This is a genomic window from Spirosoma aerophilum, from assembly GCF_054782495.1.
Genome location: NZ_BAAGSJ010000050.1, coordinates 168,270 through 194,419, shown reverse-complemented (window position 1 = coordinate 194,419; position 26,150 = coordinate 168,270). Strand labels below are relative to the sequence as shown.

The following is a 26,150-nucleotide window of genomic DNA, read 5'->3' as shown; positions in this document are numbered from 1 at the left end:
TTCGACAGTGTGGGTGCCTTCGTTGAAGCGCTGACCACCACGGCCGTAGGTGAAATCGATGTGCTGGCGGGTATTGTCGAAGGTGAAACGTTGCATGGCGGTATAAATCATGCCCTGGTTGTTGTACAGAAATTCGCCCGAACCTGTGGCCAGATCGGATATAACAGCACCTTGCGGATCAAGAATACGAACGTACATGATCTTCTCATCCTTTTTGGCCAGTCCATTTGGCGATAGATGCACGGAGATGCGAATTTTGTCGATTTTTTTGGCTTTGTAGCTGCCACCATCACTTTCTTTCCCTTTGGCGTTAAGGGCACTGACCGTTATGGTCTCGGCGTGAAGGGCGGCTGCAATGGTGACCTTCTCGGCTAATTCCTGGTTTTTTATGGTAACTGCCACAACCGAGTCACTAAGCGATTGTGTGGCCGCTTTTAACCCACTGTTCTCCTGCGCAAGGGATTCGTTTTTCTGAGATAATACCCCATTCTCTTCTTTCAAGCGAGCAATCTCCTGATCTTTCTGGGCCAGAATAGCCTGGTAGTTGCGAATTTTCTGATCGTACTTTTTATTATCGAAAGTGCCGACGTTTTTCAGTTCACGCTTGTCCTGTTCCAGTTGCGCTTTCACTTTCATGAGCGAGTCGATACTACCGCCTAATTGCTGAATTTCGGCAATTTTAGCGTCCAGCTGCGACGAAATGGAGTCGAGCTTTGTTTTAGCTATCAGGACCTCCTCTGTCTTGGCCGCAATGGTTGCATCCTTGGTTTTGTTGTCTTGCCGCTCCTGATAATAGAAGTAAAGCAGCAATACATTAAGGGCAGCTAAAATCAATAAGGCGGCCAGTAAGTAACTGCGACTGTTATTACGAGATTGAGGTCTGGGTTCCATTGGGGTCATGTCTTAGGCTTTAGGAGTTGTGGTTAAAATTGGTACCAAAACTAAATCACGCTGTGATTTATTGTCTTTTTCAGAGGTTCAGGGCCAAAAAGTACGCATCCCTGCGCAGTTCTCAATCCTATATTTGCACAATATTAATAAACGGTTGTTAGAAGACAACTACTTTTTAGCCTATGATCGCTGAATCGATTCGCCTGATTGAGAGTGAATTACAAAATAAAGCCAAGCTAATTGCCGTAACAAAAACGAAACCTGTGGAGATGCTACAGGAAGCATATGATGCCGGCTGCCGACGGTTTGGTGAGAATAAAGTGCAGGAAATGGCTGATAAACAGCCACAGTTGCCTACTGATGTGCAGTGGCACCTGATCGGGCATTTACAAACGAACAAAGTAAAATACATTGCTTCGTTTGTGACATTGATTCATGCGGTAGATAGTTTAAAGCTGCTTCAGGAAATTAATAAACAGGCTGCTAAACACAATCGGACCATTGATTGCCTGCTGCAGATTTATATTGCCGACGAAGAAACCAAGTTTGGTCTTTCTCCTGAAGAGGCTGAAACCTTACTGCAATCGCCCGAGCTCGACCAGCTGCCTAACATACAAGTTATTGGCCTGATGGGGCTGGCAACGAACACCGACGATACCGATAAAGTGCGTCAGGAGTTCCGGGGACTGAAACAGCTGTACGATAAACTGGGCCAGATTCAGCGACCAATGATCCAGTTTCAGGAACTGTCTATGGGGATGAGCGGAGACTATCAAATTGCCCTGGAAGAGGGCAGTACGATGATTCGGGTGGGGAGTGCTATTTTTGGCAGTAGAAACTAACGATTTTGTCACGCTGACGGAGGAAGCATCTTCGCCGGGCCATTAAGGCGGTATGTATACATCAACCTGATCTGAAGATGCTTCCTTCGTCAGCATGACAAAAGAAAATGAAATTTTTTATTCAAGCCGGGGCTGTTTTGGGCCTGATAGGTGTTGGCCTGGGTGCGTTTGGTGCCCATGCATTGCGTACGATGCTTGAGGCAACGGGACGTACGGCCACATTTGAGACTGCCGTTAAGTACCAGTTTTATCATGCACTGGCGCTCGTGCTGGTAGGCTTACTCATGCACACCTTCGGCAGTAATCCGACTATAGTGAAGCTGCTCAACTGGTCGGGGTACTCGTTTTTGGGAGGTGTTCTGATCTTCTCTGGCTCCTTATACGTGTTGTGCTTTACGGGGGTTACTTGGTTGGGGGCCATTACACCCATCGGCGGGCTGGGCATGATTGCCGGCTGGGCCCTGCTGCTATGGGCGTTTTTGTAAGAGGGAGGAAAGGGAGGATGGAGGAAAGGGGGAGGGGTAAAAGAGTTAGTCGACTCCGTTTCCATACTCCCCTTCCTCCATCCTCCCCTTATTCCCTTTTTTTCGTATCTTTGTGTCTTGATTCTGAGAATAATGCAAACGAATATACAGGCGGAAACGGCCCGACGACGGACGTTCGCCATCATTAGTCACCCCGATGCCGGTAAAACAACGTTAACCGAAAAACTGCTGCTTTTTGGGGGAGCCATTCAAACCGCCGGTGCGGTTAAATCCAATAAAATCAAGAAGACCGCTACCTCCGACTTCATGGAGATTGAGAAACAGCGGGGTATTTCCGTCGCCACGTCGGTGATGACGTTTGAATACGATAATCTGAAAATTAATATCCTCGATACGCCTGGTCACAAAGATTTTGCCGAAGACACCTATCGGACGCTAACCGCCGTCGATAGTGTTATTCTGGTGATCGACTGTGTGAAAGGAGTGGAGGAGCAAACCGAGCGACTGATGGAAGTTTGCCGGATGCGTGACACACCAGTGATCATTTTTATCAATAAACTTGACCGCGAAGGCCGTAATCCGTTCGACTTGCTGGACGAGCTGGAGGATAAGCTGAACATTCGCGTTCGGCCGATGACCTGGCCGGTCAATATGGGTTCGGACTTTAAGGGAGTCTATAGCCTTATCGAGAAAAAGTTATATTTCTTCAAAGCTAACAAAACGAAAGTTGAAGCCGATGTTTTGCCCATTGACTTGGCCGACGATTTGCTGGATGTGAAAGTAGGCGACCGCGACGCGGCCCAGCTTCGTGAAGATGTTGAACTGATCGATGGCGTTTATGACGGTTTTGACCGGCAGGCGTATCTGGATGGTAAACTGGCGCCCGTGTTCTTTGGTTCAGCGGTCAACAACTTTGGGGTGAAGGAACTGCTGGAAGGGTTCTGCGATATTTCGCCCGAACCCATCGCCCGCCCGACCGACAAACGCGAAGTGCTGCCGGGTGAGAAAAATTTTAGCGGTTTCGTCTTCAAAATACACGCGAACCTCGACCCGCGCCACCGCGACCGAATTGCGTTCCTGCGTATTTGCTCAGGCGTTTTTGAGCGTAATAAATTTTACCATCACACCCGGCTGGACAAGAACGTACGCTTTGCCAGCCCGTTCAGCTTCATGGCCGATAGTAAGAGCGTGGTGGAGGAGGGATTCCCCGGCGATGTGGTGGGCCTTTACGACACAGGTACCTTTAAAATTGGTGATACGCTAACGGAAGGGGAGGAGCTACAGTTTCAGGGAATACCGAGCTTTTCGCCCGAGATATTCAAAGAACTCGTCAACCTCGACCCGATGAAGTCGAAACAGCTGGACAAAGGTATTCAGCAGTTGACCGATGAGGGCGTCGCGCAGTTATTCACGCTCGAACTGGGCAATCGGAAAATTGTTGGAACCGTTGGTGAACTGCAGTTTGAGGTTATTCAGTATCGACTGGAGAATGAATACGGTGCCAAATGCCGGTGGGTCCATCTGAACTACACAAAAGCCTGCTGGATCACGGCCGAAAATCCGGCGAAACTGGCTGAGTTTATACGCCTGAAAGGCAACCAGATTGCATACGATAAAGATCAGAATCCGGTATTTCTGGCCGAGTCGGATTGGATGTTGCGCATGAATCAGCAAAATAACCCCGATGTTACTTTCCACCTTACCTCGGAGTTCAAAGTCGCGGCCTAAAGTTATAATGTTCAATTGAACATATTCTTCTGATTATTGAAAACCCAACGGTGGCGAGCGAGTTAATACCAGTATCACTCACGTTAATAAACAGACTGATGCTAAATTCACTCGCAACCGTTGCCCTTGTTCTGGCCCTTGCCGGAACGGCTGCCGCCCAGCAAAAACAGCCCCGGCGCGCCACAAATAGTAAATCATCTGAAGGTACGATTTCATCGACCGACGCGGCCCGCTCAAACCCGTCGGCGGCTAACACGCACGACGGTACCAATGGCGCATCGACCGGTACTGGTCTGACCAACGACCAATATCAGGCCAATGGGAGTTCATCGAATCGGGGAACCACCAAAGTGGATGCTGCCAGCAGCGTACGAACGGGGCCATCGGACGTGAAAGCCCGTAAAAAAACGCCGAAAAAGTCCAATCAATAACCAAAACAGGATTGGAGAAGTGTATTCGTAGGTCGCTAAATAGTTGACTGGTTAGGTCATTTAGACCAACTGATCATCAGTAAGACCGAGTTGCCTGATCAATCCTATTTATTCGAATGGTCTGTTTTTTTTACGTCTCTTATGAAGAGGAAGATTGCCGCTATGAATACTATCGCATATAAACTATCCAGCCCTGGTTTTGCAAACTGTAGCGTTTTAAAGTCGAAGTGCTGAACGAGAGACTTGCCTAGTATGACAGCGATAATGATTAGAACGAATCTCATATGCCTGGTGTATAAGTGGCTTCGTATCCACTAAAGTAGTAAACTCCAGGTAAAATACTCGTTGATGCACCAGTTCATCAACCGCCTGTTCTATTGAAGTAATAAGTGCAGAAGTAGTAAGTGGCTGACGCGAAATAATTTTCATGGGTCAGCTACTTACTACTTCTGCACTTACTACTTACAACTTTATTATTCACTATTTCATCCCGTATAGCGCCTTTCATTTCGGCGGTTTCTGCCCATGTGTAGACCTGCTGAGTAGACGTGTATGCCGGCAATACAGGCAAACTACCACCGCTTCGCTGAGTAGGTTTGTATAAACTTCGCTTCATGTAGAAACACTGATCCTTACTCAGGAAATCTGCTATGAACAGAAAACGCAAACCTTCCTTGCCGGTTATCGCTTTTGTCGTTTTAACAGTCTTACAATCAGGAGGCCTTATCGCTTTTGCGCAGGGTCCGGGTCCAGGACAAAGATTACCCCTACCTCCCATACCCATAAAAGGGGATACAACTCATACCCTGTCCAGACACTTTACAACGGCTTCTACCGCCAAAAAAACACCGGATGCCAAGGGATTTATTCAACGTTGGTTGGTCCTGGAACCCGTAAAGAAAGATATTGTCAGGAATAATATATTCACGGATAACTACCTCCGAACAACGTTTTCGGCCGATAATTTTTCCCGCGATTACACCACCGTCCCCCAACATGGTGAAACAGTAAACGTGGGAAACCAGGCACTCAAGTGGTATGCCTTGGACAGCAAGGCGTTTAACTTTAACTTATACCACTTTACCTACGCCCTAAACAAACCCAGATTCGGAATACTCGTCTGGCTTGTCACCGTCATCGACTGCCCCGAAGAAATCCAGAACGTCAGGATGGCTGCCGGCTGTAATTCTGGCAGCATGTGGTGGTTGAATGGTCAGGAAGTATTGCTGCTTTCCGGCGACAGGGATATGATTGCCGATAATGGTACATCAGCACGATTAACGCTCAAGAAGGGAAGGAACGTCATCCGGGGGGGCGTCATAAACGGACCGGGTATGGCTAACTTCTGTGTTCGTTTTTTAGATGAAAACGGATCGCCCGTAAAAAATCTCGGTATTCGTTACGAATAATAGGTAGTCGTCTACTAAAGCTCATTAATTCAAATCAGTACATGAAACGAATAAACGTAATCGGCCTGACAACTTTATTAATTTTATGGGTAGCCCAGTCCCTGCTGGCCCAAATTGGAAGACCTTTTATCCATGATCCTTCGACCGTCGCCGAATGTGACGGCAAATACTACACATTCGGCACTGGCGGTGGCGGATTGATTTCTGAAGACGGCTGGACCTGGCGGGGTGGTGGGGTAAGGCCGGGTGGCGGGGCGGCTCCTGATGTTATCAAGATTGGTGATCGTTACCTGGTTATCTATGGAGCAACCGGTGGTGCAGGCAACCACAAAGGCGCTATTCTTACCATGTGGAACAAGACCTTAGATCCAAAGTCGCCTGATTTTAAGTATTCCGAACCGGTTGTCGTGGCTACCTCAGATGGCTATGAAGAAAACGACGCCATTGACCCCGGTGTTCTTTTAGACCCTACTACCGGACGACTTTGGTTAACCTACGGCACCTATTTTGGATTCACCCGCCTTATCGAATTAGACCCCAAGACAGGTAAACTCAAGGCTGGCAATAAACCCGTCGATGTCGCCATCGTATGTGAAGCCAGCACCCTCGTCTATCGCGATGGCTGGTACTACCTGCTTGCCACGCATGGCAGTTGTTGCGATGGTGCCAACTCTACCTACAATGTGGTGGTGGGCCGTTCAAAAAAAATAACAGGTCCTTATCTCGATAATGTAGGCCGGAGTATGCTGGAAGGGGGCGGTAAAATGGTGGTTGCTACCCGCGGAGGGTTGATAGGCCCCGGGCATTTTGGTCACATCATTCTGGAGAAGGGCGTTGAGAAAATGTCCATCCATTATGAAGCCGATTTAGAACAGGGTGGCCGCAGCGTACTAGGCATACTGCCGGTGGTTTGGAAGGACGGATGGCCCGTTGCCGGAGAAAAGTTTAACGAGGGAACCTACGAAATTGAATCCGTTCGAAGAGGATATGGATTAGAGCTGGCCGTTGATTTTACAAGAATGGCGAATGGACCCCGGGGATTCGGTCAGCCCAACAATGATCCAATAAAACCCGTTCAGCCTCAGCAATTAGCCGATGTAGTGAAAAACTGGCCAACCGGTCCTATTCCGTTAAGAATAGGCGACTACATGTCGCGCCCCCATCAAAAATGGACGATTACAGATGCGCCCGATACGACCGGATATCTGGGTGGTCCCTATTACAAAATTGTGCTTGCCGGAACAGAACGGGCACTGGCGGCAACGGCCGATGCCGAAGTAATTACCGTACCGGCGTTTACCGGCACTCCCGAACAGTTATGGCGAATCGATCAATTGACGGATGGCAGCTACCGGATAATGCCAAAGATCGTACCCAATTCATCAAAGAAATTAGCGCTGGTATCTTCCGGCGACAGCACTCCGACTCTAGCAGAGTTTGATTTTAACAGTGATAATTCAAAATGGAATTTCAGGGCTCATTGAAGGTATTCATGATACCGTTGATGTTGAGAAGATGGTAACGCCAATCAGTAGTGTTTGGTGAGAACAGGTAATTGACCGACCGGATGTTTGGGCTTCATCAGCCTAAGCATCCACTATGCAGCTTGGTCGATACTGTACCTATGAACGATGAGCCAGCCGTCTACGGGGCTCTCAAAGGCTGATTTCTGCAAAAAGGCAGCTATCCGGCACGCAAAGGAGCGTTTCACCAGGGCAGTTATTTTTCCGGTATCTATGCGCTTCTATATTGTTTCCTGGGGGTCACATGTTTCGTTTGGCCTGCAGGAGATGCCGTTTTGTATGAACCACCAGAAACTCCAAAATATCTCCTGCCGATAAGCGTACGAAAGGGGCAATCGACAAGGGTATTCGTAGAGTGTTGACATCCGCTTGTTGGGCCCGTTTCAGCAGACCTTGCAGGATCGCCTGTTGATCAATAAAGGCCGCCACCACCGAAGGCGCGTGAACGATTTCGGTGGGCTGGTGCCGATTGAAGGCCTTAAATTTAATTCGGCTCCGGTCGGGGTCCATCATGCGGATCAGATAAGTGCCCAGCCAAGAGCCAGTATATGGGTCGCTGGACGTGGTTGATGCCGGTCTTTCTAACCCCTGCTGCAGGTAAGGGAAATAATAGTCGCCGTAAGAGTTGAGATGAGCCAGGCACTGAACGATACTCCAGCCCCCCGTTGAGGAAGGCCGGCAGAGGAGGCCTTCATCCAGGTTCTGAAAATGCTCCAGAGCTTCCTGGGTGTGATGCGCCACCTGAGCATCAAGCGAGGCCAGCCAGGACGCCTTATCTGGGGGTTGCATTGGGGTGAGGCATGGATGAGGAATTTTCTTTATGATTTACCCAGAACAGGAGCAGGGAAATCAGGCAGAAGATCGACTCCGTAAAAAGCCACTGCTGCCCAAAGGCTCCCAGGGCTCCTTCGGCAAATATGGTGATAGTCCGGGACAGTGCATAAAAGCCCCATAACAAAACCAGAAAGACCAGCCCCTTCCGGACATCCCATACCATCAGGTAGATCAGCGTGATAAAGAGGGTTAACCCCACGCCCCCATATACGCCACGTATGGAACTGAACGCATCGGTATTGTTCAGCTTAACGCCCACCAGATCCATGACCGATTGGGGATTGACAAAAGCCATGACGCTGACCGATAATAAAGCTAGTGCTGACAAAAGGATAAAGCCCTGGGCCATCCATTTACGTATTGATTGTGTGCGCATGATTGATCCGTTTAGTACGCGGCAAAGTTGCGCATCCATGGACTCTTGATTCTTGGTATTTACCAAGATTTCAGGCCTTGATGCTGTTGATCAATTTGCTGAAATTCGTCGGATCAACGCCAATATAATTGGCCAGATACTTGTGGGGAACAAGCTGTAAAATATGGGCGCTTCGTTGAAGCAATTTTCGAAATTTATCGGCTGACGAGTAGCATTGAACTTCCACCAACCGTTCCAGCACACCTGACATGGCGTGGGTAATGCCCAATCTAATCATCGTTTCTACCGCCGGCCTGCGCTGCATAATGGCTTGTAAGCTGGTGAAGGATGCTCGCAGAAAAATGGAGGAAGTCAACGTTTCGTAGTAGTAGCGAGATGGCTGTTGCAATAAGAATGAATCGACTACCCCTCCGAACGATGGGGGGTAAGAAAAAACTAATGTGGCTTCCCGGTCCTGCTGATCCAGATAATAGACGCGCTGAACGCCTTCGACCACGAAGTAGAGATAATTTTCGGTCTGGCCTGCCAGGGTCAAATGCTGCTTCCTAGCCGCTGAAAACGGCTGCCAGACGCTGATGAAATCGTTTAAATCCTCCTCAACGAGCGGATGAATCGCCTGGACAAGCTCTCTTAACTGATCAATGGGCATCTTGGCAAATTAAGTCTCCATCCTTTTCATACAGACAGAGGGCATAGTAAAATTCCTGCGAATCAAGTACCAAAATTTACCGCAAATCACCAACAACCGAAAGGCGTATTGATAAATTTTAGTGGATACGCAGTGGCCGTATTTTACAGAATATCTGATTATCAGAACGTGCTGTTTTAATCATCGTAGCCATGTGCGTGGTGCCGTCATTTATTGATGTAGGCTAAGTAAGCTCTGCTCTGGCTCGGGATTCACGTTAACGGCTGGCCTGAGCGACTACTGCTGGCTACTGATACAATCTTTATTGATGTACATCAACGTTTACGATCTGAAGCGACGATTACTTTTGGGGTCAACGTCATACCGTATTAAAAAAAAGACAAATCCCGCTAGCTCATGGATACTCAGTCAATGATGAATCTCCAGCAAATACATACCTCAATCTGGAATGAAAAAGACCGCACAACGCGTGATGCACTGATGCATACTGTTTATGCCGACGATGTAAAAATGTACGACAAGGATTTTATCCTTACGGGTATTACTGCCGTTTCTGACTTTATCGACAAGCTGTTTGCGGGCGATGATAAGTTCACGTTTACCGTAGCAAGACCCATGGAAAGTACGCAGCATGGAGCCCGGCTATATTGGGATATCCGAACAGGTCCCCAGCCGAATGTCTTGACCGGCATGGATTTCTTTATCGTAGAAAATGAAAAAGTAGCCCACCTATTTGTTTTTATGGATGCTCAATAAAGCGTTGTGGTAACCTGCTCCAGTTGATAGGGTAGTTTATTTTTTTACTGATTGATGGCGGATACGGCTCAGTGTTTCCCTGGTTATACCCAGATAAGACGCAATAATATGTTGAGGAAAACGCAGCAAAAATTCAGGATATAGCTTGATCAATTCTTCATAGCGATGGTCAGCCATGTGGTTCATGGATGTATTCAGGCGTTTTTGAGCTGCCATGTGCTGATTATCGTCAAGCTTTATCCGCATTTCGTTGAAAGCCGGAATCGCATTCACCCGGTCATAATACCCATTTGCCTTTGGCAACAGGAGCAGTTCGGTTTCTTCCCAGGCATCTATATGGTAAATGGAGGGTGTTTCTTTATGAAAGCTCTCGCGGTCGGACGTCCACCAGTTTTCGATGCATAAATTAAGTACATGCTCGTTCCCTTTGTCGTCGACCGTGTATTGGCGTGTAGCCCCTTTCACAATAAAGGCAATGTATTTGCAGACGTCACCTTCCTGTAGCAGAAATTGCCTTTTCCTTAGCTTTTTAGGAATGAAAGCCTCTTCGATTAAACGGATATCTACTTCAGACAGTGGGATAGATGATCGTTCCTGTATATAGTGTAGTAGCGAAGTAAACATCAAAACAGGGTTATATAGCAGAATTACACAAAAGTACAGACCGGATGCATCCATTTCAACCGGTCGAAATCGGAAAGCTATTGGCTGGTCAGACAGCACTTGAAAAAAAAGTTGAAGACAGCCAGGGGTGACGGCGTAAAATTTATCTGCCTGTTTTACTGACTGTCAACGACTAGCCAAACCATACGCGGCAGGATCAAAACTTTTGCCCTCAACATGTACTTATCCAGTTGTTATAGACAACGGATGAACATGCCCAGCCAGAAGACAATCACCCCTGATGAATTTGATAAAATCAAACACCACATTCGGGATATCCGGGTGGCTTTACTGACGACTCAAATGCCCTCGGGCGCTTTACGTAGCCGACCGATGGCCACCCATCAACTCGATCCGGATGGAACCATGTGGTTTTTCACGCGGGCGGATTCGGATAAAGTCGCCCATATCCGCCAGCACCCGTCCATTTCTTTAGGTTTTTCCGATCCCCAGGCCCAGGTTTCGGTTACCACGGCCGGAGAAGCCGAAGTCGTTAACGATCAGGCGAAGGTAGACGCTCTGTGGAATGAGTCCTTACGCGACTGGTTTCCGGAAGGCAAAGATGATCCCAATATTGTTCTGCTGCGAATCACCACCCTGGCAGGTGAGTGCTGGGACTAACACGCCCGACTTCTCATCGCTGAACTCGCCAGGCGAGGTCAAAAGTATTCTGCTAACAAGCAATTTTTGTTCCCTGAATGTCTAACCGACCAATTATTGACCTAGTGTGGTTCAAGCGGGATCTGCGCCTGCGCGATCATGCTCCGCTTCGGGCAGCCATTGCCAGGGGGCAGTGCACGCCTAAACGACCGTTACTCCTGCTTTACTGTTTCGAGCCATCGGTAATGGCCGATCCCAATTACGATCTGCGCCATTGGCGATTTGTATACGAGTGCCTGGCCGACATCCATCAACAACTGGCGGCTTTACCCGAGCCAACCACAGCTCAGGCGGAAACGGAACATCTGGTCCACGAGTGGTTGCCATTTGAATTTGACGATCAACCGGAAGAGACCCCGCCCGAAACAGGACTACCTACGGTTTGGGTATTTCACCGGGAGGTACTGGATGTGTTAACCGCCATACAGCAGCAGTTTACCATCGGCACCATCTATTCTCATGAGGAAACCGGACTGGCCGTCACGTATAACCGCGACAAAGCTGTAGCCGTTTTCTGCCGTCAGCAGGGCATTGTCTGGCATGAGTTCCCATCGAATGGTGTCATTCGACGCCTGAAGAACCGCGACACCTGGGCCGCCGACTGGCAGCAGACCATGCAGGCCCCTCAACAGCATCCTGATCTGACTCGTTGGTACCCGGCCAATGTGTCCCCGGCCTGGTTCGATACCGAGCGCGGAGCTGATCTGCCCGGCGCGTGGCAGGTTCCCAATTCCCAGTTTCAGCCCGGTGGCGAACACAAAGGCCATCGGTACCTGACCAGTTTCCTAACCGAGCGAATCGGGCAGTATGGCGCGGCAATCTCAAAACCCCTGGAAAGTCGTCGAGGCTGTAGTCGCCTGTCGCCTTACCTGGCCTGGGGGTGTCTGAGCATTCGGCAGGTATATCAGGCCCAGCGGCAGGCTGCCAGAGACCTGGCATTAGCGGGTTCAGGACGACAGTTTGCCGCCTTTGCCTCCCGGCTGCGCTGGCACTGCCATTTTATTCAAAAGTTTGAGGGGGAAGAGCGCATGGAGTTCGAAAATGTGAACCGGGCTTTTGATGCCCTGCCTAAACAGGTGAACCCTGAGCACTACGCAGCCTGGCGGGACGGGCGCACAGGCTTTCCGCTGGTAGATGCGTGTATGCGTTGTCTGACGGTAACGGGCTACCTAAACTTTCGGATGCGGGCCATGCTGACCTCTTTTCTCACCCATCATTTATTTCAGCACTGGCAGGAGGGGGGATGGCATATGGCCCGGCTGTATACCGATTTCGAACCGGGCATTCACTACGCTCAACTTCAAATGCAGTTGGGGATGACGGGCACGAATACGATCCGGATCTATAACCCCGTCAAGCAGTCGCAGGATCATGACCCAAAGGGGGTGTTCATCCGGCAGTGGGTACCCGAGTTGACCAATTGCCCTCTGGCCTACCTTCACCACCCATGGACAATGCCACCGCTGGAGCAGGCCATGGCGCATTTTCAGGTGGGCATTGACTACCCGGCTCCTATCATCGATGCTACGTTGACTGCCCGGCAGGCCCGCATTCGGCTCCATGCTCCCCGTCAGAGTGAGGTTTGTCAGGCCGAGCAGGCCCGCATTTTAGCTAAACACAGCCTGCCCGTCAAACCGAGTAAGGCAGGCCCGCCAAAGGATCAGAATCAACATAGTCTCCTTTAGCTGATCTGTCCGGGCGAATAAAACTGAAATTATAGTTAACTTTTAGCCTGGTTTAACGATTACCCAGGATATTTATGGATCGACCTATCAAGCAACCAGAAGATTGTCAAGATCTAAATGACCTAAGAAATGCCATTGATACGCTGGATCAGGAGGTAATCAGTTTATGGGCCCGGCGTTTTGAGTATGTCAAGGCAGCTGCTAAATTCAAACCGACTCCAACAGCGGTGCGGGCTCCCGAACGTTTTATGGCCATGTTGGCGCAGCGTCGGGAATGGGCCCAGGAGAAAGGGTTAAATCCAGATGTGATTGAAGACCTCTATCGAACCCTGGTCACTCATTTCATTGAAGAAGAGCTGAAGCAATGGCAACAACCCTCCGTTAAGCGGTAGGCTACGGTTATAAAACCTGCTGCCTTGAAACGGTCTCCAGGGTGTGATAAGACGCCTTCATCGAGACAAATCATGAAAGTCGATTCTCATGTCAAACCACACTTCGCCCCCATGTACGGAGTTGGATAAGCCAGCGTTGCTAAAGCCCAATTTCTCATAGAAAGGGATCAAGCTCTCCTTACAGGTCAAGATCACTCCCTGTCGGTTTTGCTGTTTGGACACCTCGATAAGATGTTTAATCAATCGTTGGGCATGCCCTTGTTTCTGATAGTCAGGAGCAATCGCTAATCCGAAAACCGATTGCCATTTACCATCCTCTTTGTGCAGATCGGCATTCTGGAACATGGCATCGGTGATTGTCTCATTGTCCGTAACCATACCGTTGACAAAGCCGATCAGGTTGAGCTTATCTTCAAGTAACCAGAAATGAGGGGAAAACCGTTGAAGCCTTTTGGCAAATGACGATCGTGAAGCAGCCTCATTTGCCGGAAAGCACAGGCTTTCGACACGGCTGATCGTGTCTAAATCGTGTAGGGTAGCATTTCGAATAGTCATGGCGGAAGCTACTAAATTTTCTTCGAAACCCTTAAAGACATATCCTGGCAGCGTAGTGTGTCCCCCGAATCCGTCATTTCTGTCCTGGAGTAGAAGGGGTATTTCTCTTTTGGTAACCGAAGTGGATGGGTTCGTATGGATTAGTGACTGCCAAACGTTGCCTGGTTGCTTTGACCAGATGAACAGAAGTTGAATTGGTGCCCGGTTTGACAATTCCTCCACTCATGCCTTTCACCCGGAAGGATTCTTTGGGTTTAAGCGGGTGACTGATTTTGTGAAGCCCCTCCTGCAACAGCCGATGTTGGTGATCATAATAGCTGATCCTGACCACAATCCGGTCATACACAAATTGGTCGGAGGTGTTGATAAGGGTGAAGTCATGCTCACAGACTTCAACATCATGATACAGATGGTTAGGGTCGGAGCGAGTCCATATTGAATTGTGGATCACTAAGTCCGTTGGCGCGTGGTCATGGGAGTCGTTGGCCGATTGACAGGCCGCTAAAAGCAGGAAAACAATCGGAACTTTGTTCATGATTCATCCGGGCTTGTAATTGTGATAACCCGATTCTGCCTTCTTTCCGTTCAGGATCAGCATCTACCAGAAAGAGCTGATTGACAGGTCAAAAAGTTGGAATTCTGGAGCAATTCCTGTTGCATCAACAACTCAAACGAAGCGTTTCAGCCGATCGGATTGACTACGCCACCAATCGGATTGTTGAAGAAAAGGGGGTGATTGCACTGGACACATTCATCGAAGAGGCTTTATACCCAGCAGGGGCTGCCGCTTCAACTCCGAACACATCTTTGTCTTATGTATTTTAGTAGAACACAGCCTGTATACGCAGGCGACAGATAAGATTGAACAGCCACGAAAATTTTTGCCTGGTACAGCGCTTCGATGCATGTCAATAGCCGAAAGAGGACAGATGGGCGAACGCGGACCAACCGTGGATAGGCAAGCTCACCTACCAAAAACTACCCAAATTGGGGATGGTGTAACCTGTTGATACATAGTAGCTTTGGGTGTCATTACACGTGAATGGCCAGAAAAACGGACTTTCCTGCCTTTACGCTATCCATACCATTTTACCTTATTTGATAACCAATGGTCACTAACCTTCTTTCCCCTGGCCTACTACTCACCAGCGCCAACCGATTTGCCCGCTCAATCCCTCCAAACAGGAACTTGCCGACGAAATGGGGACAACGTATGCCGCCCGCTGGTACGAATCCTTTCTGGTCCGGCTGATTCTGGCTCACGCTCTCCAACAAGCTGCTTAGCAGCAGTTACTATTCACTATCCCTTACCTTATTTAGTATGAAAATTACCCTCTGCATCCTGGCCCAATTACTAATGAGTGCGGCCGCATTCGCACAGTCCACCGACGAGACGGCTATTAAAAACGTGATTGCGGGCGAGTCAGCCGCCTTTCATCAGCGAAACGCCAATAAAGCCCTGTCGTATTGGGCCAATGTACCCTATGCATCCCACTACTACACCGAAAAAGGAAAAGGTTACATTCGGGGGTTCGAATCGATCAGCAAAATCATGAAGGACGTGATCAAGCGAATGCCTGCCGTGGACAAGAACGTGTACAAAACCCATGATTACCTGCTTCATGTCAATGGCACTTCGGCTTGGGTGTCCTACATCACTGATATACAGGAGGGTACTAAAAAGCGTCAGACCCATGATGCCCGCTACTTAGAAAAAATAAGTGGCACCTGGAAGTTAGTGAGTGTCGTTTCTACGCCTGCTCTCTAACGAATGCCCTGTTGCGCATAATCAACCCCTATACCACGAACCCTTTCCCGCAATGTTACAGGACTTATCTCCGGAATGGATGACCGCTGAAGCCATTGACGGCCTCTCAGCAACCTTCAGTGGCGTGCTGCTTCGTCCCGGTGAAGCCGGCTACGATCAGGCCCGCGCTGTCTGGAATGGTATGATTGACCGACGCCCGGCCCTGATAGCCCGCTGCACCAGCAGTGCCGATGTGAGCAGCGCCGTCAAATTTGCCCGTCGGTACAACCTCCTTGTGTCGGTGCGCGGGGGAGGGCATAACGTAGCTGGAAATGCCGTGTGCACCGATGGCCTTATGATCGACCTGTCGCTGATGAAAGGTATTAACGTCAAGGCTCATAATCGGACCGCCCATGCCGAAGCGGGTGTTCTCTGGAGTGAACTGGATCAGGCCACTCAACAATATGGGCTGGCCACCACGGGCGGTACTGTATCGCACACGGGTATTGCGGGTCTGACACTGGGCGGTGGCCTGGGCTGGTTAATGGGCAAACACGGACTAGCCTGCGATAACCTGCTCTCAGTTGACATTGTAACCGCTACCGGGGAATTGTTGACGGCCAGCGAAACCGAGAACGAAGACTTGTTCTGGGCTGTTCGGGGTGGGGGCGGAAACTTTGGCATTGTAACCAGGTTTACTTACCAGCTTCATCCGGTTGGGCCAATGATATTGGCGGGCATGGTCCTGTATCCGATGGATCAGGCTAAAGCGGTACTCCGTTTCTATCGCACCTTTGCCCGTAGCACTCCCGATGAATTAATGATTTTTGCCGTGTTGATGAACACGCCCGATGGCTTGCCTGTGGTCGCGTTGCTGGCTGGTTGGTTTGGACCGATTGCCGAAGGTGAGCAGTTTCTCCGGCCCTTACGAAATTTTGGCACTCCACTGGCCGATTTAATTAGTGAAGTACCCTATCTACAAAACCAAACCATTTTTGATGCGGCAACACCTCACGGTATGCACCGTTACTGGAAGTCGGGAAATTTGCCGGATATTAAAGACGGCTTGATCGATGTCATATTGGATCAGACCGCTAAACAAACGTCACCGTATTCGTTTGTACTTTTTTTTCATATCAAAGGCGTTGCTGCCCGCATTGACCCCGCCAAAACAGCGTTTGGCTTACGGGAGGACCAATGGGATTTCGATATCGTCGGGCAATGGACAGATCCGGCAGAGAACCAGACTCACACAGACTGGGTTCGAACGTTCTGGAACCAGGTAGAACCCTATACGAAGGGTGTTTATGTTAACCATTTGGGGGGCGAAGACGAAGCCACGCGCGTCAAAGCAGCTTATGGGCCAAATTACGAACGACTCGTCGCCTTAAAGGTTAAATACGACCCTGACAACTTCTTTCGGCTGAATAATAACATTATTCCCAATTAAGCAGCTTATTGTCGAACGGGTTTGCTACGTACCCCCCGTGGTTTTAAGCGTAAAGTATATGACAGATGGCGTTTGATCGATAGAAAAAGATCAGCATCTCAACAAACGCACCCGTCCAAAACGATGGAGCTTTCTTGTAGCCGCTCCCTGGATAGCGCCTTATTCAGCTACATCCATATCATGCGTTGTCTGCACATTTACACACCAATCAATTAATGTTAAATCTTAAACCCATTCTCAGGGGACTTTACCTGGTTCGACCAGCGGTAGCGTCAGGGTGACGCGGGTACCTCGATGCAGCTCACTTTCCAGGCTGATCTGGCCCTTCATCAACATCACATACTGACGTACGATGTACAGCCCCAGCCCCGTGCCCGAAATATTGGTGACGTTGCGGGCTCGAAAGAATCGCTCGAACAAGTGGAGTTGGTCTTCGGCAGCTATGCCGATCCCCTGGTCTGCGACGGTCAGGGTTAGTTGGTGGTTCCTGTAGCCGCACTCCAGCGTGATAACCGAGCCAGTGTCGGAATATTTGATGGCATTCGAGAGCAGGTTAAGCAGGATTTTGCGTAGCAGGGATTCATCCACCCACACAGGCTGCGGACACGAAAGGGTAAGCTGGATCGTTTGCCGCTCCTTCAGGTTATCTGCAAGGTCCAGTAGCACCTCGTCTACCAGACCGGACAGATTGCATAACACGGGCCGAACCGTAACCTGGCCCTCCGTCAACTTATCACTGGATAAAAACTCTTCCAGAATGGCATTGAGCTGCCTGACAGCCAGTTGAATACGCTGTATGTGTTTTGGTCGCTTGTCGGCCTGATCATTTGCCTGGTACCTCTCGAGCAGGCGCGCTGAACTGAGAATGGTCGTTAGAGGGGTTCGAAATTCGTGGGAAGCCATGGATACAAAGCGTCCCTTTAATTCGCTTAACTGTTTTTCTTTGGCCAGGGCGCCTTGTAATTCGGCCTGGGACTGTTCCAGCCGGACCAGGGATTTTTGTAAAGCCAGCGTGCGTTCCAGCACTTGCTGTTCCAGCTCGGCATTGTACCGCTTTTGTTGCTCAGCCTGCCGTTGCTGTGTTATGTCCATAAACGTTGTCACACAGCCCGTTCCCAGCGGGGAAATTACCCAAAACAGCACCAGCCCGTCCGTTAAGCTTGTCTCCAGACGAGCCGACTCCCCGGTTTTAACCACCCGGGCCATCTGACGGACCATCTCCTCCCCATCATTCCCACCCGGCAGCGATCGTACGCTCTGCCGGGTAACCTGCTGCAAGTCGACGCCCAGCCAGCGTTGGGCCTGCTCATTTACATACGTGAAGGCAAAGTCCTGAATGTTGCCGGTTTCATCCAGGATTGGTTTGTGAGTCATGATGCCAATATGGCCGGATTCACTGATACGCTGCATCAAACCGGCCTGATGAAGATGAGCCGTTTCTGCCTGATGGCGATCGGTAATATCCAGAAACGAGATCAGGACGCGCTGCCGGGGCAGGGGGGAAACGATCACCTCGAACCAGCCATTTAGGTTAGCGTCCTGATAATGGGCCTCCAGCCGCTGAAGCTGGCCCGTTCGGGCCGTGTGTAAATAACTCGCCATGAGCGGTGAGCCAGCCAGAGCCGGGAAAACGGTTAAGAGCGTTTGCCCCATCAGTTGCTCGATGGCCAGCCCGTTGATGCGGGAAGCGGCCTGATTAACCATTTCGATGCGTAGGTCAACAAGCTGGTTCATCTCGTCATAAATGGGCGCACAGCTTAGCAACCCGTTTTGGGAGCCGTTCAGAATCCCTTCCAGAAAATCCTGTTGCAGCAGCAGTTGCTGATTGGTGTCCTGGAGTGCCTCTACCAGTCCGGTCAGTTGGTGATTAAGTTGCCGGGTCAGTTCCTGGTCCGGATTTGGGACTCGGTTGCCGGATGTTTCCGGGTCAGCGATCTCCTCGTAGCGGCAAAGTACATGGCTATCCAGATACTGAAATATCAGCGCATATTTTTTGCTCAGATGAGTTGCCTCGTGCTCCAGGCGAAACGCCTGGTGGCTTTTTAGTAAAGCGTTAAACGAGTCGAGGTAATGGCGGCTGGGGGGGTGACGCTGAAACAGAGTCTGAGTTTGCAGTTGTTGGTCTGAATAGGGGACAATGGCTTTTAAAGCCTGATTATAGTAGCGGGTAGCAAAATCGGTCAGTTGGCCTTGCGGATCGGTCAGGGGCTGGTAAAGTACCAAAGCCTGAGGCAACGTGTCCAACAAGGCATGAGCTAGTTCCATAAGGCAGTCCTTTAACGAAGTGGATAGGACGGTCATTAGCCGGCATATATACGTAACCGGTTAGTCGTGGAAGTTGTTAATGGAACCGGACCGCTATGAGCTTTCGGTGTTTTTTAGGGTGGTCTGCTTAGCCATCTGCCCAAGACCCAGCTTGCCGGAATGACCCGTCATCTGTCGTTCTCATCAGGCTTATAGAAGCTGTTGGAGCATTTGGCCAAGTCCGTCTGATTCCGTAAGACATACTCACGGCAATTGTACTGATTTGATTATTAGGAAAGTATCGTGAATGGGCCGGTAAAAAGAGTATACCTGTCGTTCTTTTATACACTGGTAATAGTGCGTATTACCTCACGTGGTTTAAAAAAACAGGGGAACGGCGTTTCGTCAGGCAACCTCGGGCTTGCCTGTTGTGTGGGTTTTATAACGGACTGCCCGGCTGATCATTGTTTATTGATAGAGGGGCAAGTCCAGCACCCGTTTGCCAAACTAAACCCCGACGATTCATGCATACTTTGGTTGGCAAAACGTAAAGCGCTAACTGTTGCTTGTTGATCAGGGACGCTGTATGTTATTGGGATAGGCAGGAATGCATTCGTTGAAGATGGGACATGTCAGGAAACGGATTGATCCCCTGACCTTGCAGACTTGTGAACAGACTGAACAAGGTGGTAACGTTTGGACAAACAGCCTTTCCCACAATCCTTTATGATTGTATCTTACAGCCAAATCTACCTGCGTGCTCGAACCCGTACGGGAAGCTGACCAAATCATTTAAAGATTCGAATGCATGAATGACTATTTAGCCGTGTCTATTTGCCTCTTACTGGTAAGTCTGCTCCTGTTTGTGTTGGGTCGGATGCAATTATTGAATGATAAACGTTACATCCCATTCTGTTTAAGCAGTTTTATTTTCGCTGGACTTTACGGACTTCAAGTCAGTCGCCCATTTGTGATCCATTCGTTGGGCTTTAGTCGTAAAACAAATGATTTGTTGTTTTATGATTATGGGAATGGACTTCTTGGGCTACTTCCCTTATCACTTGCCCTTGGTTTTGTTGGAAAACGTCTCTTAAATATGGATTATAGGGAGCAGTGGAGCGGGACCACTACGTTTAAGTTAGTTTCGTTAAAATATGGCCTGGTTAGCGGCATAATACTGGCCGTTATTCCTCTGGTAATCATGGTATCGGCTGGGCACAAATTCACATATAAGATAGACTTTTATCGGTATGGAATAAATGGTGTTACTAACCTGTATGAAGAACTCATTTTCCGAGGGTTGCTCCTGGCTTGTTGTATTAAATACTGGACTAAGCTGTGGGCTGTTGTGTGGACGTCGGCGGTGTTCGGCCTGGCTCATGGGTTAACAGACAAGAGTATAGGGATTGCTCTAGGGGCTGGCTTGATGGCCTGGGCTGTGTTGAAGGCAAAAAGTTTGTGGGCCGGGTGGACAAGCCATCAACTGACCGATACGCTGGTCGATACGTTTTTACCCTGACCGAGTAACGTCTCTGACTCGCCAGCCAATTCGTAGATCGACATCCGTAGGTTACGGAATGATCCAAAGTGACTGGTTGAGCCGATGATCCCGGCGGGGTGGCCGGATTGTTAACGTCAGTGGCTAAAAGGGGATGGCCCGTATTGGAAAGGACAACTGTAACGGCTCCGCAGAGGATATTGACGTCTGGAATTTTTCCGGGATTAGTAATAGCAAAGGCTACATTTATTTGTTGTGTTTTTTTACGTAAAACCTGTTAATTCATTTAATCGACTATGAGAGTATTGGTTCTGGTAATCTTACTGGCAAACGCTGCTTTTGTTCCTCTCTATGGACAAAATACAACGGATGAAACGAATATAAAACAGGTTATAAATGGCTTTTTTCAGGCCTTTTCAGATGAAGATATCCCCGCTTTAAGAAGTTACTGCCACACCGACTTTACGCTGTTGGAAAGTGGCGAGATCTGGTCAATAGACACTCTGGAAGCCAAGATAAAGCCTTATTTTGGCAGAGGTGCCAGCCGTATCAACAAGATTGACTTCAAAAAAATAGTTATAAAAGGGACAACTGCCTGGGTGGTTTATGTCAATCAGGCAGATATGGAAATGAGTGGTAAAAAAGGAACCATCCGCTGGTTAGAGAGTGCCGTGTTAACTAAGCAAAAAAAACAGTGGAAAATAACGCTGCTTCATTCAACAACGCTCCCTAAACAATAGAATGAGTGACCCTTGTAAAGAGCGAATGTGATTGATTAAGTCAGATAAATATAAAAAATCACGACCTCTGCAGACGCTCATTTCTGAAAACTATTGATAAGCGTGCACCCTGGTTGGGGTATTTCTTCAAGGCCCGCCTGGCGGTCTACTTACTAAAAGAACCCGTAAGGCACTAGAAGTTTTCATACTCGAAGGTTAACGTTTCATTACCCGAGACGCGCTTAATTGGCAGATTGGCTGCATTGTAGGTGTACGAATATCCGGAAAGTAAGTTACTCTGACTTAAAGTGGACAGGAAATTAAGCCCTCCAAAATAGGTGTTATTTCTAAGGTCTCCACTTGGGGGATAGGCAAACATGGTGGGCCTGGGAATGACGGATGCCCCGTAGAAAGGATTTATATTTGTATCAAACGTATACGTCGTTGTGTTGGTGGAATTTATGGGTTGGCCTTTAATATTTGACGTTTCTGTTCTGGTGATTGACGTTATGTTGTTGCCGGTGTAGCTGTACGAACTACGACCACTGATGGTAACCCCCGGAATGTCGAAGAAGTCAGAACCACTCTCCGCCCGATTGGCAGCATTGTATTGAATACCGGCATTCCAGCGAGTAACAGCCCCCATGCTACTTGATGTGAACGAAACTCCCGAGACCAAACCAGCCCCGTTATAGCCATATTGGTAAAGCTCAAAGGGGTTTGGTGAACTCCCTGCTCGTCTGACAATTTCACGCCGTGCCTGTACCAGTCGATTCTGGCCATCGTATTGAAAAACCGTGTTCTCTACAGGTGTCAAACTACTATCGGGTGCCTGGTACCCAATAAGTAAACTAAGGCGTCCTTGTGGATCATATTTGAATGCGCTAACCAGCGTAGTGCTGTTAGGCCCCTCCTCAATGATCGTTTTGATCCGTAAATGTTCGGCTCCAGGTGCAATCGGAATTCGGTGGTCTCCACATCCAAAAAAACCTGATAATAGCGCTAAAGAAGCAAGACAATGAAGTAAACGTTTTATGTTCATGGACGTGTGAAAATAGACTGTAACTGACGTATTAAAATGCTAGATGCCTGCTCAGTAACGCGCTGTTAGATAGCGTTGTAAACGGTTGTATTTTAAGGGAATACATACTGAGTCAAACTCCGGTGAAGGTATTTTTCTTTCTGTTCATTTCCTAAATTTCATAGGATGATACCTTAACGTAGTAATATGAATTTATAAACCGGTCATTTTCCCGGATAACAGGTAACGGCTGTTTCAGCTGTTGTTCACCACCCGGGCCGAATTCAGAGCATACGATAAAATTGACCCTATTTTTGGGCGAATCGGGCTACTAATACCCACCCATATTGGGGAGTAATTCTTTGCGACTTCGTGCGTAGATTTGGATCATCACCCTGGCCCTTATGATTACCCTCGTACTTTTTGAAGACAACAAAAGCCTGCGAAAGAGTTTATCGGCCTACTTCGCCAGTACCGATAAGGTGTTTTTGGCCGGGGCTTTCGAGGATGCCAGTGAGGCCGTTGCTAAAATCCGCAAGCACCAACCCGATGTGGTGCTGATGGATATTCAGATGCCGGGGCTGTCGGGAATCGAAGCTATGCAGCGCATCATGGCCGCCTATCCCGAAGCCAGAGTACTGATTCATACCGTATTTGAGGACGAGCATCGTATTTTCTCTGCTCTTTGTTCGGGTGCATCGGGCTACGTTCTCAAAAGTCCCGACCCCGACGATGTGCTCCAGGCCATTGAGGATGTTTATAACGGCGGAGCCCATATGTCGCCTACCATTGCTGCCAAAGCGTTACGGATGTTTCAGCATCAGTTTGTAAAAAACCAGCCTACGTACATAGAACTGACGGAACGTGAGCGCGACGTGCTCACCTGCATGGTACGCGGCATGAGCTACAAAATGATTGCCGATGCCTGCGCCATTAGTTTCCACACGGTGCATTATCATATCAAGCACATCTACGAAAAACTTCATGTCAACTCCGCACCGGAGGCCGTCGTGAAAGCCATCGAGCAGAAATTAGTTTAACGTCTTGAAAAACAGCATATTTATGTGAAATCACCAGGTTGCTTATCCATGCCATGTTTCGTAGCCTCATTTGCTGTTACCTGTTGTTGCTGACAGGACAAGCCCTCAGCCAGCCCGTGCTGACGATTACCGATGCCCGGAAACCCAATCCGATTGCTCCTTACGTATATTTCTTGGAAGATTTTACCCATAAGCTGACGTATGAGCAGGTCTCTGGTTTCCCGCTGGACTCATTTCAGGCGATGAAGCGTGAAAAAGTTGTCCAGCTCGGTTATCGACAGGGCACCGTATGGCTACGGTTTACTATTAACAATCAGACGAAGAGTGATTTGTACTTGATCTCTTCTTTCCGCCGATACAAGCAATTGAATGTGTTTATGCAGGCGGCCAACAAGCAACCAATTCTCGTTCAGGGTGGGTATGATTTACCTTTATTCAGGCAGCAGATCGCCGTCAATCCGCCCGTCATTTCGTTAGGGCGGCATCCCAAACAGGTGGATATTCAACTGCTGACGGTTGATTCATGTGGTGACTTTCTGCACATCGGCGATCTAAGTCAGGCATTCGTTTATAAACAGCAAACCAGTCGCTGGCAGAATCTGGCATTGGGGGCGTTCTTGATCGTGTTTTTGTTTGCCCTGGTCTTTTTTATACGCCTTCGGGATCACTTGTTAGGTTGGTATACCCTGTTAATGGGTAGTTTTATCGTGTTCTATATCGACTTTTATGGCTTCTTAAATGGGTATCTGAACTATTCATTCTGGCGGCAATATATCCCCGTCGCGTTTATCTATTTACTGTGCTGGTCCCTCTTCCATATTCAGTTTTTAAATCTGAAACACTATTCTAAAGTGCTGTACAGAGCTGTTATTTACGTGAATGCTCTGTATTGGATCGACTGGCCTATATCCATGATTGTAACTACGGTTACCGGTTCCTATTTTTCGGTACTTTATGATTTCCTGTACTGGCTTGGTATTGATTGGGGAGGTTTCATTCAGATTGTCTTATTCCTGCTGTTGGTCAGTCTGATTTACGTAAGCCTGAAAAGTGTCCGAAACTTGTTTCTGTATACGATTGCGTTCATCATCAGTCTGGTATCCATGATTATAAGCATGTTTGCTTTATATAGCCTGGAGTGGCTGCCGCACGTTCCCTTCAATAATCTATTCGTTCCCGGCACGCTCATTGAGATTATTATCCTGGGTTATATACTGGGTGAGCGGGCCAATGAACACCGCCGACAGCAAGCCCATACCCAGCAGCAACTCATCGACCAGCTTCAGGAGAATCTCCGTCAGAAAACGAAACTCCTTCACATCCGCGACGAAATTGCCCGTGACCTCCATGATGAGGTTGGCGCTACGCTCACGAGTATTGCCATCTCGACCAGACTCGTTCAGAAAAAAGTGAACGGTCAACAACCCGACGTAGACCCCCTTCTCCAACAAATTCAAACCGATTCGCAGGACACCATCACGGCCATCCGCGATACCGTTTGGGCGTTGAATCCCGATAATGATACCCCCGAAAAACTCCTTGAACGGCTACGAGCGGTGGCTCATCAACTCCTGGCTCATCAGGCCATTGCGGTATTATTCCAAAGCAACATTGCAACGGATACATTGCCAGCATTTTCGATGAGCCAACGGCGGCATATCTATTTTGTATTTAAAGAAGCCTTGCACAACGTTGTCAAGCACGCTCAGGCCACCCGCGTTTCGATCCAATTTTCCCGCCAGTCCGATTGGTTATCCATTCAAATTACGGACAATGGTACAGGCTTCGAGTCGACGCAAACAGGTGAAGGGAATGGGCTGAAGAATTTCCAGAAACGGGCCAGCGAAGGTGGGTTTCTGGTACGTGTTTGTCCCCAACCGGGTCAGGGTACCACCGTAGACATACAAGTCCCGCTAGTACAAACTACCAACATTGGGGATGGTGCAGTGGTTTACTAGTCAGTAGTTTTGATTGTCAATTCACACGAAAAACAATCAAATCAGCATGAAAACGATTCTCCTTACTCTTGCCCTGTTCTTCCTCATTACGGGCAGTTTTGCGCAGTCTGCCAACACAGCCGAAGTGGAAACAGCCCTGAAGGAATTCATTACTGAATACAACAAATCACCTTATGACTTTTTCAAGAACCGCCTGACGGATGATTTTCGGTACTTTAATGGAAATGGTGGATTTTCCTTTAGATCCGATGTTTTAAAGGAAAATGAAGGTCGCCCAAGCCTTCAAAGTGAAGTATCAGACTTGAAGGTACTCAGAGCTGGGGACTTAGGCATAGTCAGTGGTATTCATTCGTTTGGAGGGGACGGTAAAGTAGCCTTCACCTATACATTGGTCAAGCAGAAAGGGAATGGTTCGGCAGCCCGCTGGATGTTTGCCATGTCGCAGCATACGCCCATACCAACAACAAAAAAGTGACAGCATTACCGGCGAAAAACTACGTTGGCAGTACCGTATGTGACTGATAGGGATTGACAGACGGTAAAAATGAGCGTCTCTGCAAAACGCTGTTTTTACTATTCATCTCATGGCCCCAC

Annotated in this window: 27 protein-coding genes; 18 read left to right on the top strand and 9 right to left on the bottom strand. The window is 48.7% G+C overall.

Annotation, left to right across the window (positions count from 1 at the left end):
- On the bottom strand, nucleotides 1-891 hold an 891-nt coding region (locus ACYVK4_RS33285), incomplete at its 3' end, for a hypothetical protein (RefSeq protein ID WP_461131903.1).
- 182 nt (nucleotides 892-1,073) lie between these two features.
- On the opposite strand from ACYVK4_RS33285, the gene ACYVK4_RS33280 reads away from it, so the two are divergent.
- The 6 genes from ACYVK4_RS33280 to ACYVK4_RS33255 all read left to right on the top strand — a co-directional run bounded on the left by ACYVK4_RS33280 (nucleotide 1,074) and on the right by ACYVK4_RS33255 (nucleotide 7,270).
- Nucleotides 1,074-1,733: a YggS family pyridoxal phosphate-dependent enzyme gene (locus ACYVK4_RS33280; protein WP_461131902.1), complete on the top strand. Its 660-nt coding sequence runs from the start codon at nucleotides 1,074-1,076 to the stop codon at nucleotides 1,731-1,733.
- Nucleotides 1,734-1,840: 107 nt separating this feature from the next.
- Nucleotides 1,841-2,218, top strand: coding sequence for a DUF423 domain-containing protein (locus ACYVK4_RS33275; protein WP_461131901.1), 378 nt, complete (start codon nucleotides 1,841-1,843; stop codon nucleotides 2,216-2,218).
- Nucleotides 2,219-2,350: 132 nt separating this feature from the next.
- A complete protein-coding gene (locus ACYVK4_RS33270; protein WP_461131900.1) occupies nucleotides 2,351-3,946 on the top strand; it encodes a peptide chain release factor 3 in 1,596 nt (531 codons plus the stop codon).
- 98 nt (nucleotides 3,947-4,044) lie between these two features.
- Nucleotides 4,045-4,377, top strand: a complete 333-nt coding sequence (locus ACYVK4_RS33265; RefSeq protein WP_461131899.1) for a hypothetical protein — start codon at nucleotides 4,045-4,047, stop codon at nucleotides 4,375-4,377.
- A gap of 650 nt (nucleotides 4,378-5,027) precedes the next feature.
- Nucleotides 5,028-5,786 carry an acetylxylan esterase gene (locus ACYVK4_RS33260; protein ID WP_461131898.1) on the top strand — a complete coding sequence of 253 codons (759 nt, stop codon included), beginning with the start codon at nucleotides 5,028-5,030 and terminating at the stop codon, nucleotides 5,784-5,786.
- A gap of 41 nt (nucleotides 5,787-5,827) precedes the next feature.
- Nucleotides 5,828-7,270 carry a family 43 glycosylhydrolase gene (locus tag ACYVK4_RS33255; protein ID WP_461131897.1) on the top strand — a complete coding sequence of 481 codons (1,443 nt, stop codon included), beginning with the start codon at nucleotides 5,828-5,830 and terminating at the stop codon, nucleotides 7,268-7,270.
- A gap of 279 nt (nucleotides 7,271-7,549) precedes the next feature.
- Here ACYVK4_RS33255 and ACYVK4_RS33250 read toward each other — a convergent pair whose 3' ends face one another.
- The 3 genes from ACYVK4_RS33250 to ACYVK4_RS33240 form a co-directional block, all read right to left on the bottom strand.
- A complete protein-coding gene (locus ACYVK4_RS33250; RefSeq protein WP_461131896.1) occupies nucleotides 7,550-8,098 on the bottom strand; it encodes a DinB family protein in 549 nt (182 codons plus the stop codon).
- On the bottom strand, nucleotides 8,082-8,519 hold the full coding sequence (locus tag ACYVK4_RS33245) for a DUF4345 domain-containing protein (protein ID WP_461131895.1): 438 nt from the start codon (nucleotides 8,517-8,519) through the stop codon (nucleotides 8,082-8,084). Before ACYVK4_RS33245 ends, ACYVK4_RS33250 begins: the two co-directional genes overlap by 17 nt.
- A gap of 70 nt (nucleotides 8,520-8,589) precedes the next feature.
- Nucleotides 8,590-9,168, bottom strand: coding sequence for a Crp/Fnr family transcriptional regulator (locus ACYVK4_RS33240; protein WP_461131894.1), 579 nt, complete (start codon nucleotides 9,166-9,168; stop codon nucleotides 8,590-8,592).
- A gap of 396 nt (nucleotides 9,169-9,564) precedes the next feature.
- Between ACYVK4_RS33240 and ACYVK4_RS33235 the strand changes: the two genes are divergently transcribed.
- Nucleotides 9,565-9,924, top strand: coding sequence for a nuclear transport factor 2 family protein (locus ACYVK4_RS33235; RefSeq protein ID WP_461131893.1), 360 nt, complete (start codon nucleotides 9,565-9,567; stop codon nucleotides 9,922-9,924).
- 36 nt (nucleotides 9,925-9,960) lie between these two features.
- Here ACYVK4_RS33235 and ACYVK4_RS33230 read toward each other — a convergent pair whose 3' ends face one another.
- The gene (locus ACYVK4_RS33230) at nucleotides 9,961-10,548 is read right to left on the bottom strand and encodes a Crp/Fnr family transcriptional regulator (RefSeq protein WP_461131892.1); all 588 of its coding nucleotides are present in this window, start codon (nucleotides 10,546-10,548) and stop codon (nucleotides 9,961-9,963) included.
- A gap of 246 nt (nucleotides 10,549-10,794) precedes the next feature.
- Here ACYVK4_RS33230 and ACYVK4_RS33225 point away from each other — a divergent pair, with 246 nt between their 5' ends.
- The 3 genes from ACYVK4_RS33225 (at nucleotide 10,795) to ACYVK4_RS33215 (ending at nucleotide 13,324) form a co-directional block, all read left to right on the top strand.
- Nucleotides 10,795-11,208, top strand: coding sequence for a pyridoxamine 5'-phosphate oxidase family protein (locus ACYVK4_RS33225; protein ID WP_461131891.1), 414 nt, complete (start codon nucleotides 10,795-10,797; stop codon nucleotides 11,206-11,208).
- A 77-nt stretch (nucleotides 11,209-11,285) separates the two neighbouring features.
- On the top strand, nucleotides 11,286-12,932 hold the full coding sequence (locus ACYVK4_RS33220) for a cryptochrome/deoxyribodipyrimidine photo-lyase family protein (protein ID WP_461131890.1): 1,647 nt from the start codon (nucleotides 11,286-11,288) through the stop codon (nucleotides 12,930-12,932).
- Nucleotides 12,933-13,006: 74 nt separating this feature from the next.
- Entirely contained in the window at nucleotides 13,007-13,324 is a 318-nt protein-coding gene (locus ACYVK4_RS33215; protein WP_461131889.1) for an isochorismate lyase, read from the top strand.
- A 57-nt stretch (nucleotides 13,325-13,381) separates the two neighbouring features.
- Here ACYVK4_RS33215 and ACYVK4_RS33210 read toward each other — a convergent pair whose 3' ends face one another.
- Together ACYVK4_RS33210 and ACYVK4_RS33205 are read right to left on the bottom strand one after the other, a co-directional pair.
- Nucleotides 13,382-13,879, bottom strand: a complete 498-nt coding sequence (locus ACYVK4_RS33210) for a GNAT family N-acetyltransferase (protein ID WP_461131888.1) — start codon at nucleotides 13,877-13,879, stop codon at nucleotides 13,382-13,384.
- Nucleotides 13,880-13,952: 73 nt separating this feature from the next.
- Nucleotides 13,953-14,414: a hypothetical protein gene (locus ACYVK4_RS33205; protein ID WP_461131887.1), complete on the bottom strand. Its 462-nt coding sequence runs from the start codon at nucleotides 14,412-14,414 to the stop codon at nucleotides 13,953-13,955.
- A gap of 80 nt (nucleotides 14,415-14,494) precedes the next feature.
- Between ACYVK4_RS33205 and ACYVK4_RS33200 the strand changes: the two genes are divergently transcribed.
- The 3 genes from ACYVK4_RS33200 to ACYVK4_RS33190 all read left to right on the top strand — a co-directional run bounded on the left by ACYVK4_RS33200 (nucleotide 14,495) and on the right by ACYVK4_RS33190 (nucleotide 17,076).
- Nucleotides 14,495-14,704, top strand: a complete 210-nt coding sequence (locus ACYVK4_RS33200; RefSeq protein ID WP_461131886.1) for a hypothetical protein — start codon at nucleotides 14,495-14,497, stop codon at nucleotides 14,702-14,704.
- A 496-nt stretch (nucleotides 14,705-15,200) separates the two neighbouring features.
- The gene (locus ACYVK4_RS33195; RefSeq protein ID WP_461131885.1) at nucleotides 15,201-15,647 is read left to right on the top strand and encodes a hypothetical protein; all 447 of its coding nucleotides are present in this window, start codon (nucleotides 15,201-15,203) and stop codon (nucleotides 15,645-15,647) included.
- A 52-nt stretch (nucleotides 15,648-15,699) separates the two neighbouring features.
- A complete protein-coding gene (locus tag ACYVK4_RS33190; RefSeq protein ID WP_461131884.1) occupies nucleotides 15,700-17,076 on the top strand; it encodes an FAD-binding oxidoreductase in 1,377 nt (458 codons plus the stop codon).
- Between the two features lie 237 nt (nucleotides 17,077-17,313).
- Here ACYVK4_RS33190 and ACYVK4_RS33185 read toward each other — a convergent pair whose 3' ends face one another.
- Nucleotides 17,314-19,341, bottom strand: coding sequence for a sensor histidine kinase (locus ACYVK4_RS33185; protein WP_461131883.1), 2,028 nt, complete (start codon nucleotides 19,339-19,341; stop codon nucleotides 17,314-17,316).
- Nucleotides 19,342-20,128: 787 nt separating this feature from the next.
- Here ACYVK4_RS33185 and ACYVK4_RS33180 point away from each other — a divergent pair.
- On the top strand, nucleotides 20,129-20,839 hold the full coding sequence (locus tag ACYVK4_RS33180; RefSeq protein WP_461131882.1) for a lysostaphin resistance A-like protein: 711 nt from the start codon (nucleotides 20,129-20,131) through the stop codon (nucleotides 20,837-20,839).
- 275 nt (nucleotides 20,840-21,114) lie between these two features.
- Entirely contained in the window at nucleotides 21,115-21,558 is a 444-nt protein-coding gene (locus ACYVK4_RS33175) for a nuclear transport factor 2 family protein (RefSeq protein WP_461131881.1), read from the top strand.
- Nucleotides 21,559-21,730: 172 nt separating this feature from the next.
- Here the strand turns inward: ACYVK4_RS33175 and ACYVK4_RS33170 are convergent, their stop codons facing one another.
- Nucleotides 21,731-22,579, bottom strand: coding sequence for a hypothetical protein (locus tag ACYVK4_RS33170; RefSeq protein WP_461131880.1), 849 nt, complete (start codon nucleotides 22,577-22,579; stop codon nucleotides 21,731-21,733).
- 383 nt (nucleotides 22,580-22,962) lie between these two features.
- Between ACYVK4_RS33170 and ACYVK4_RS33165 the strand changes: the two genes are divergently transcribed.
- Genes ACYVK4_RS33165 through ACYVK4_RS33155 form a run of 3 tightly spaced genes read left to right on the top strand, consistent with a single transcriptional unit; the run spans nucleotide 22,963 to nucleotide 26,031 of the window.
- A complete protein-coding gene (locus ACYVK4_RS33165; RefSeq protein WP_461131879.1) occupies nucleotides 22,963-23,598 on the top strand; it encodes a response regulator in 636 nt (211 codons plus the stop codon).
- A 53-nt stretch (nucleotides 23,599-23,651) separates the two neighbouring features.
- Nucleotides 23,652-25,556 carry a sensor histidine kinase gene (locus tag ACYVK4_RS33160; RefSeq protein ID WP_461131878.1) on the top strand — a complete coding sequence of 635 codons (1,905 nt, stop codon included), beginning with the start codon at nucleotides 23,652-23,654 and terminating at the stop codon, nucleotides 25,554-25,556.
- A gap of 46 nt (nucleotides 25,557-25,602) precedes the next feature.
- Nucleotides 25,603-26,031 carry a nuclear transport factor 2 family protein gene (locus ACYVK4_RS33155; RefSeq protein WP_461131877.1) on the top strand — a complete coding sequence of 143 codons (429 nt, stop codon included), beginning with the start codon at nucleotides 25,603-25,605 and terminating at the stop codon, nucleotides 26,029-26,031.
- The last annotated feature ends 119 nt before the right edge of the window (nucleotides 26,032-26,150 follow it).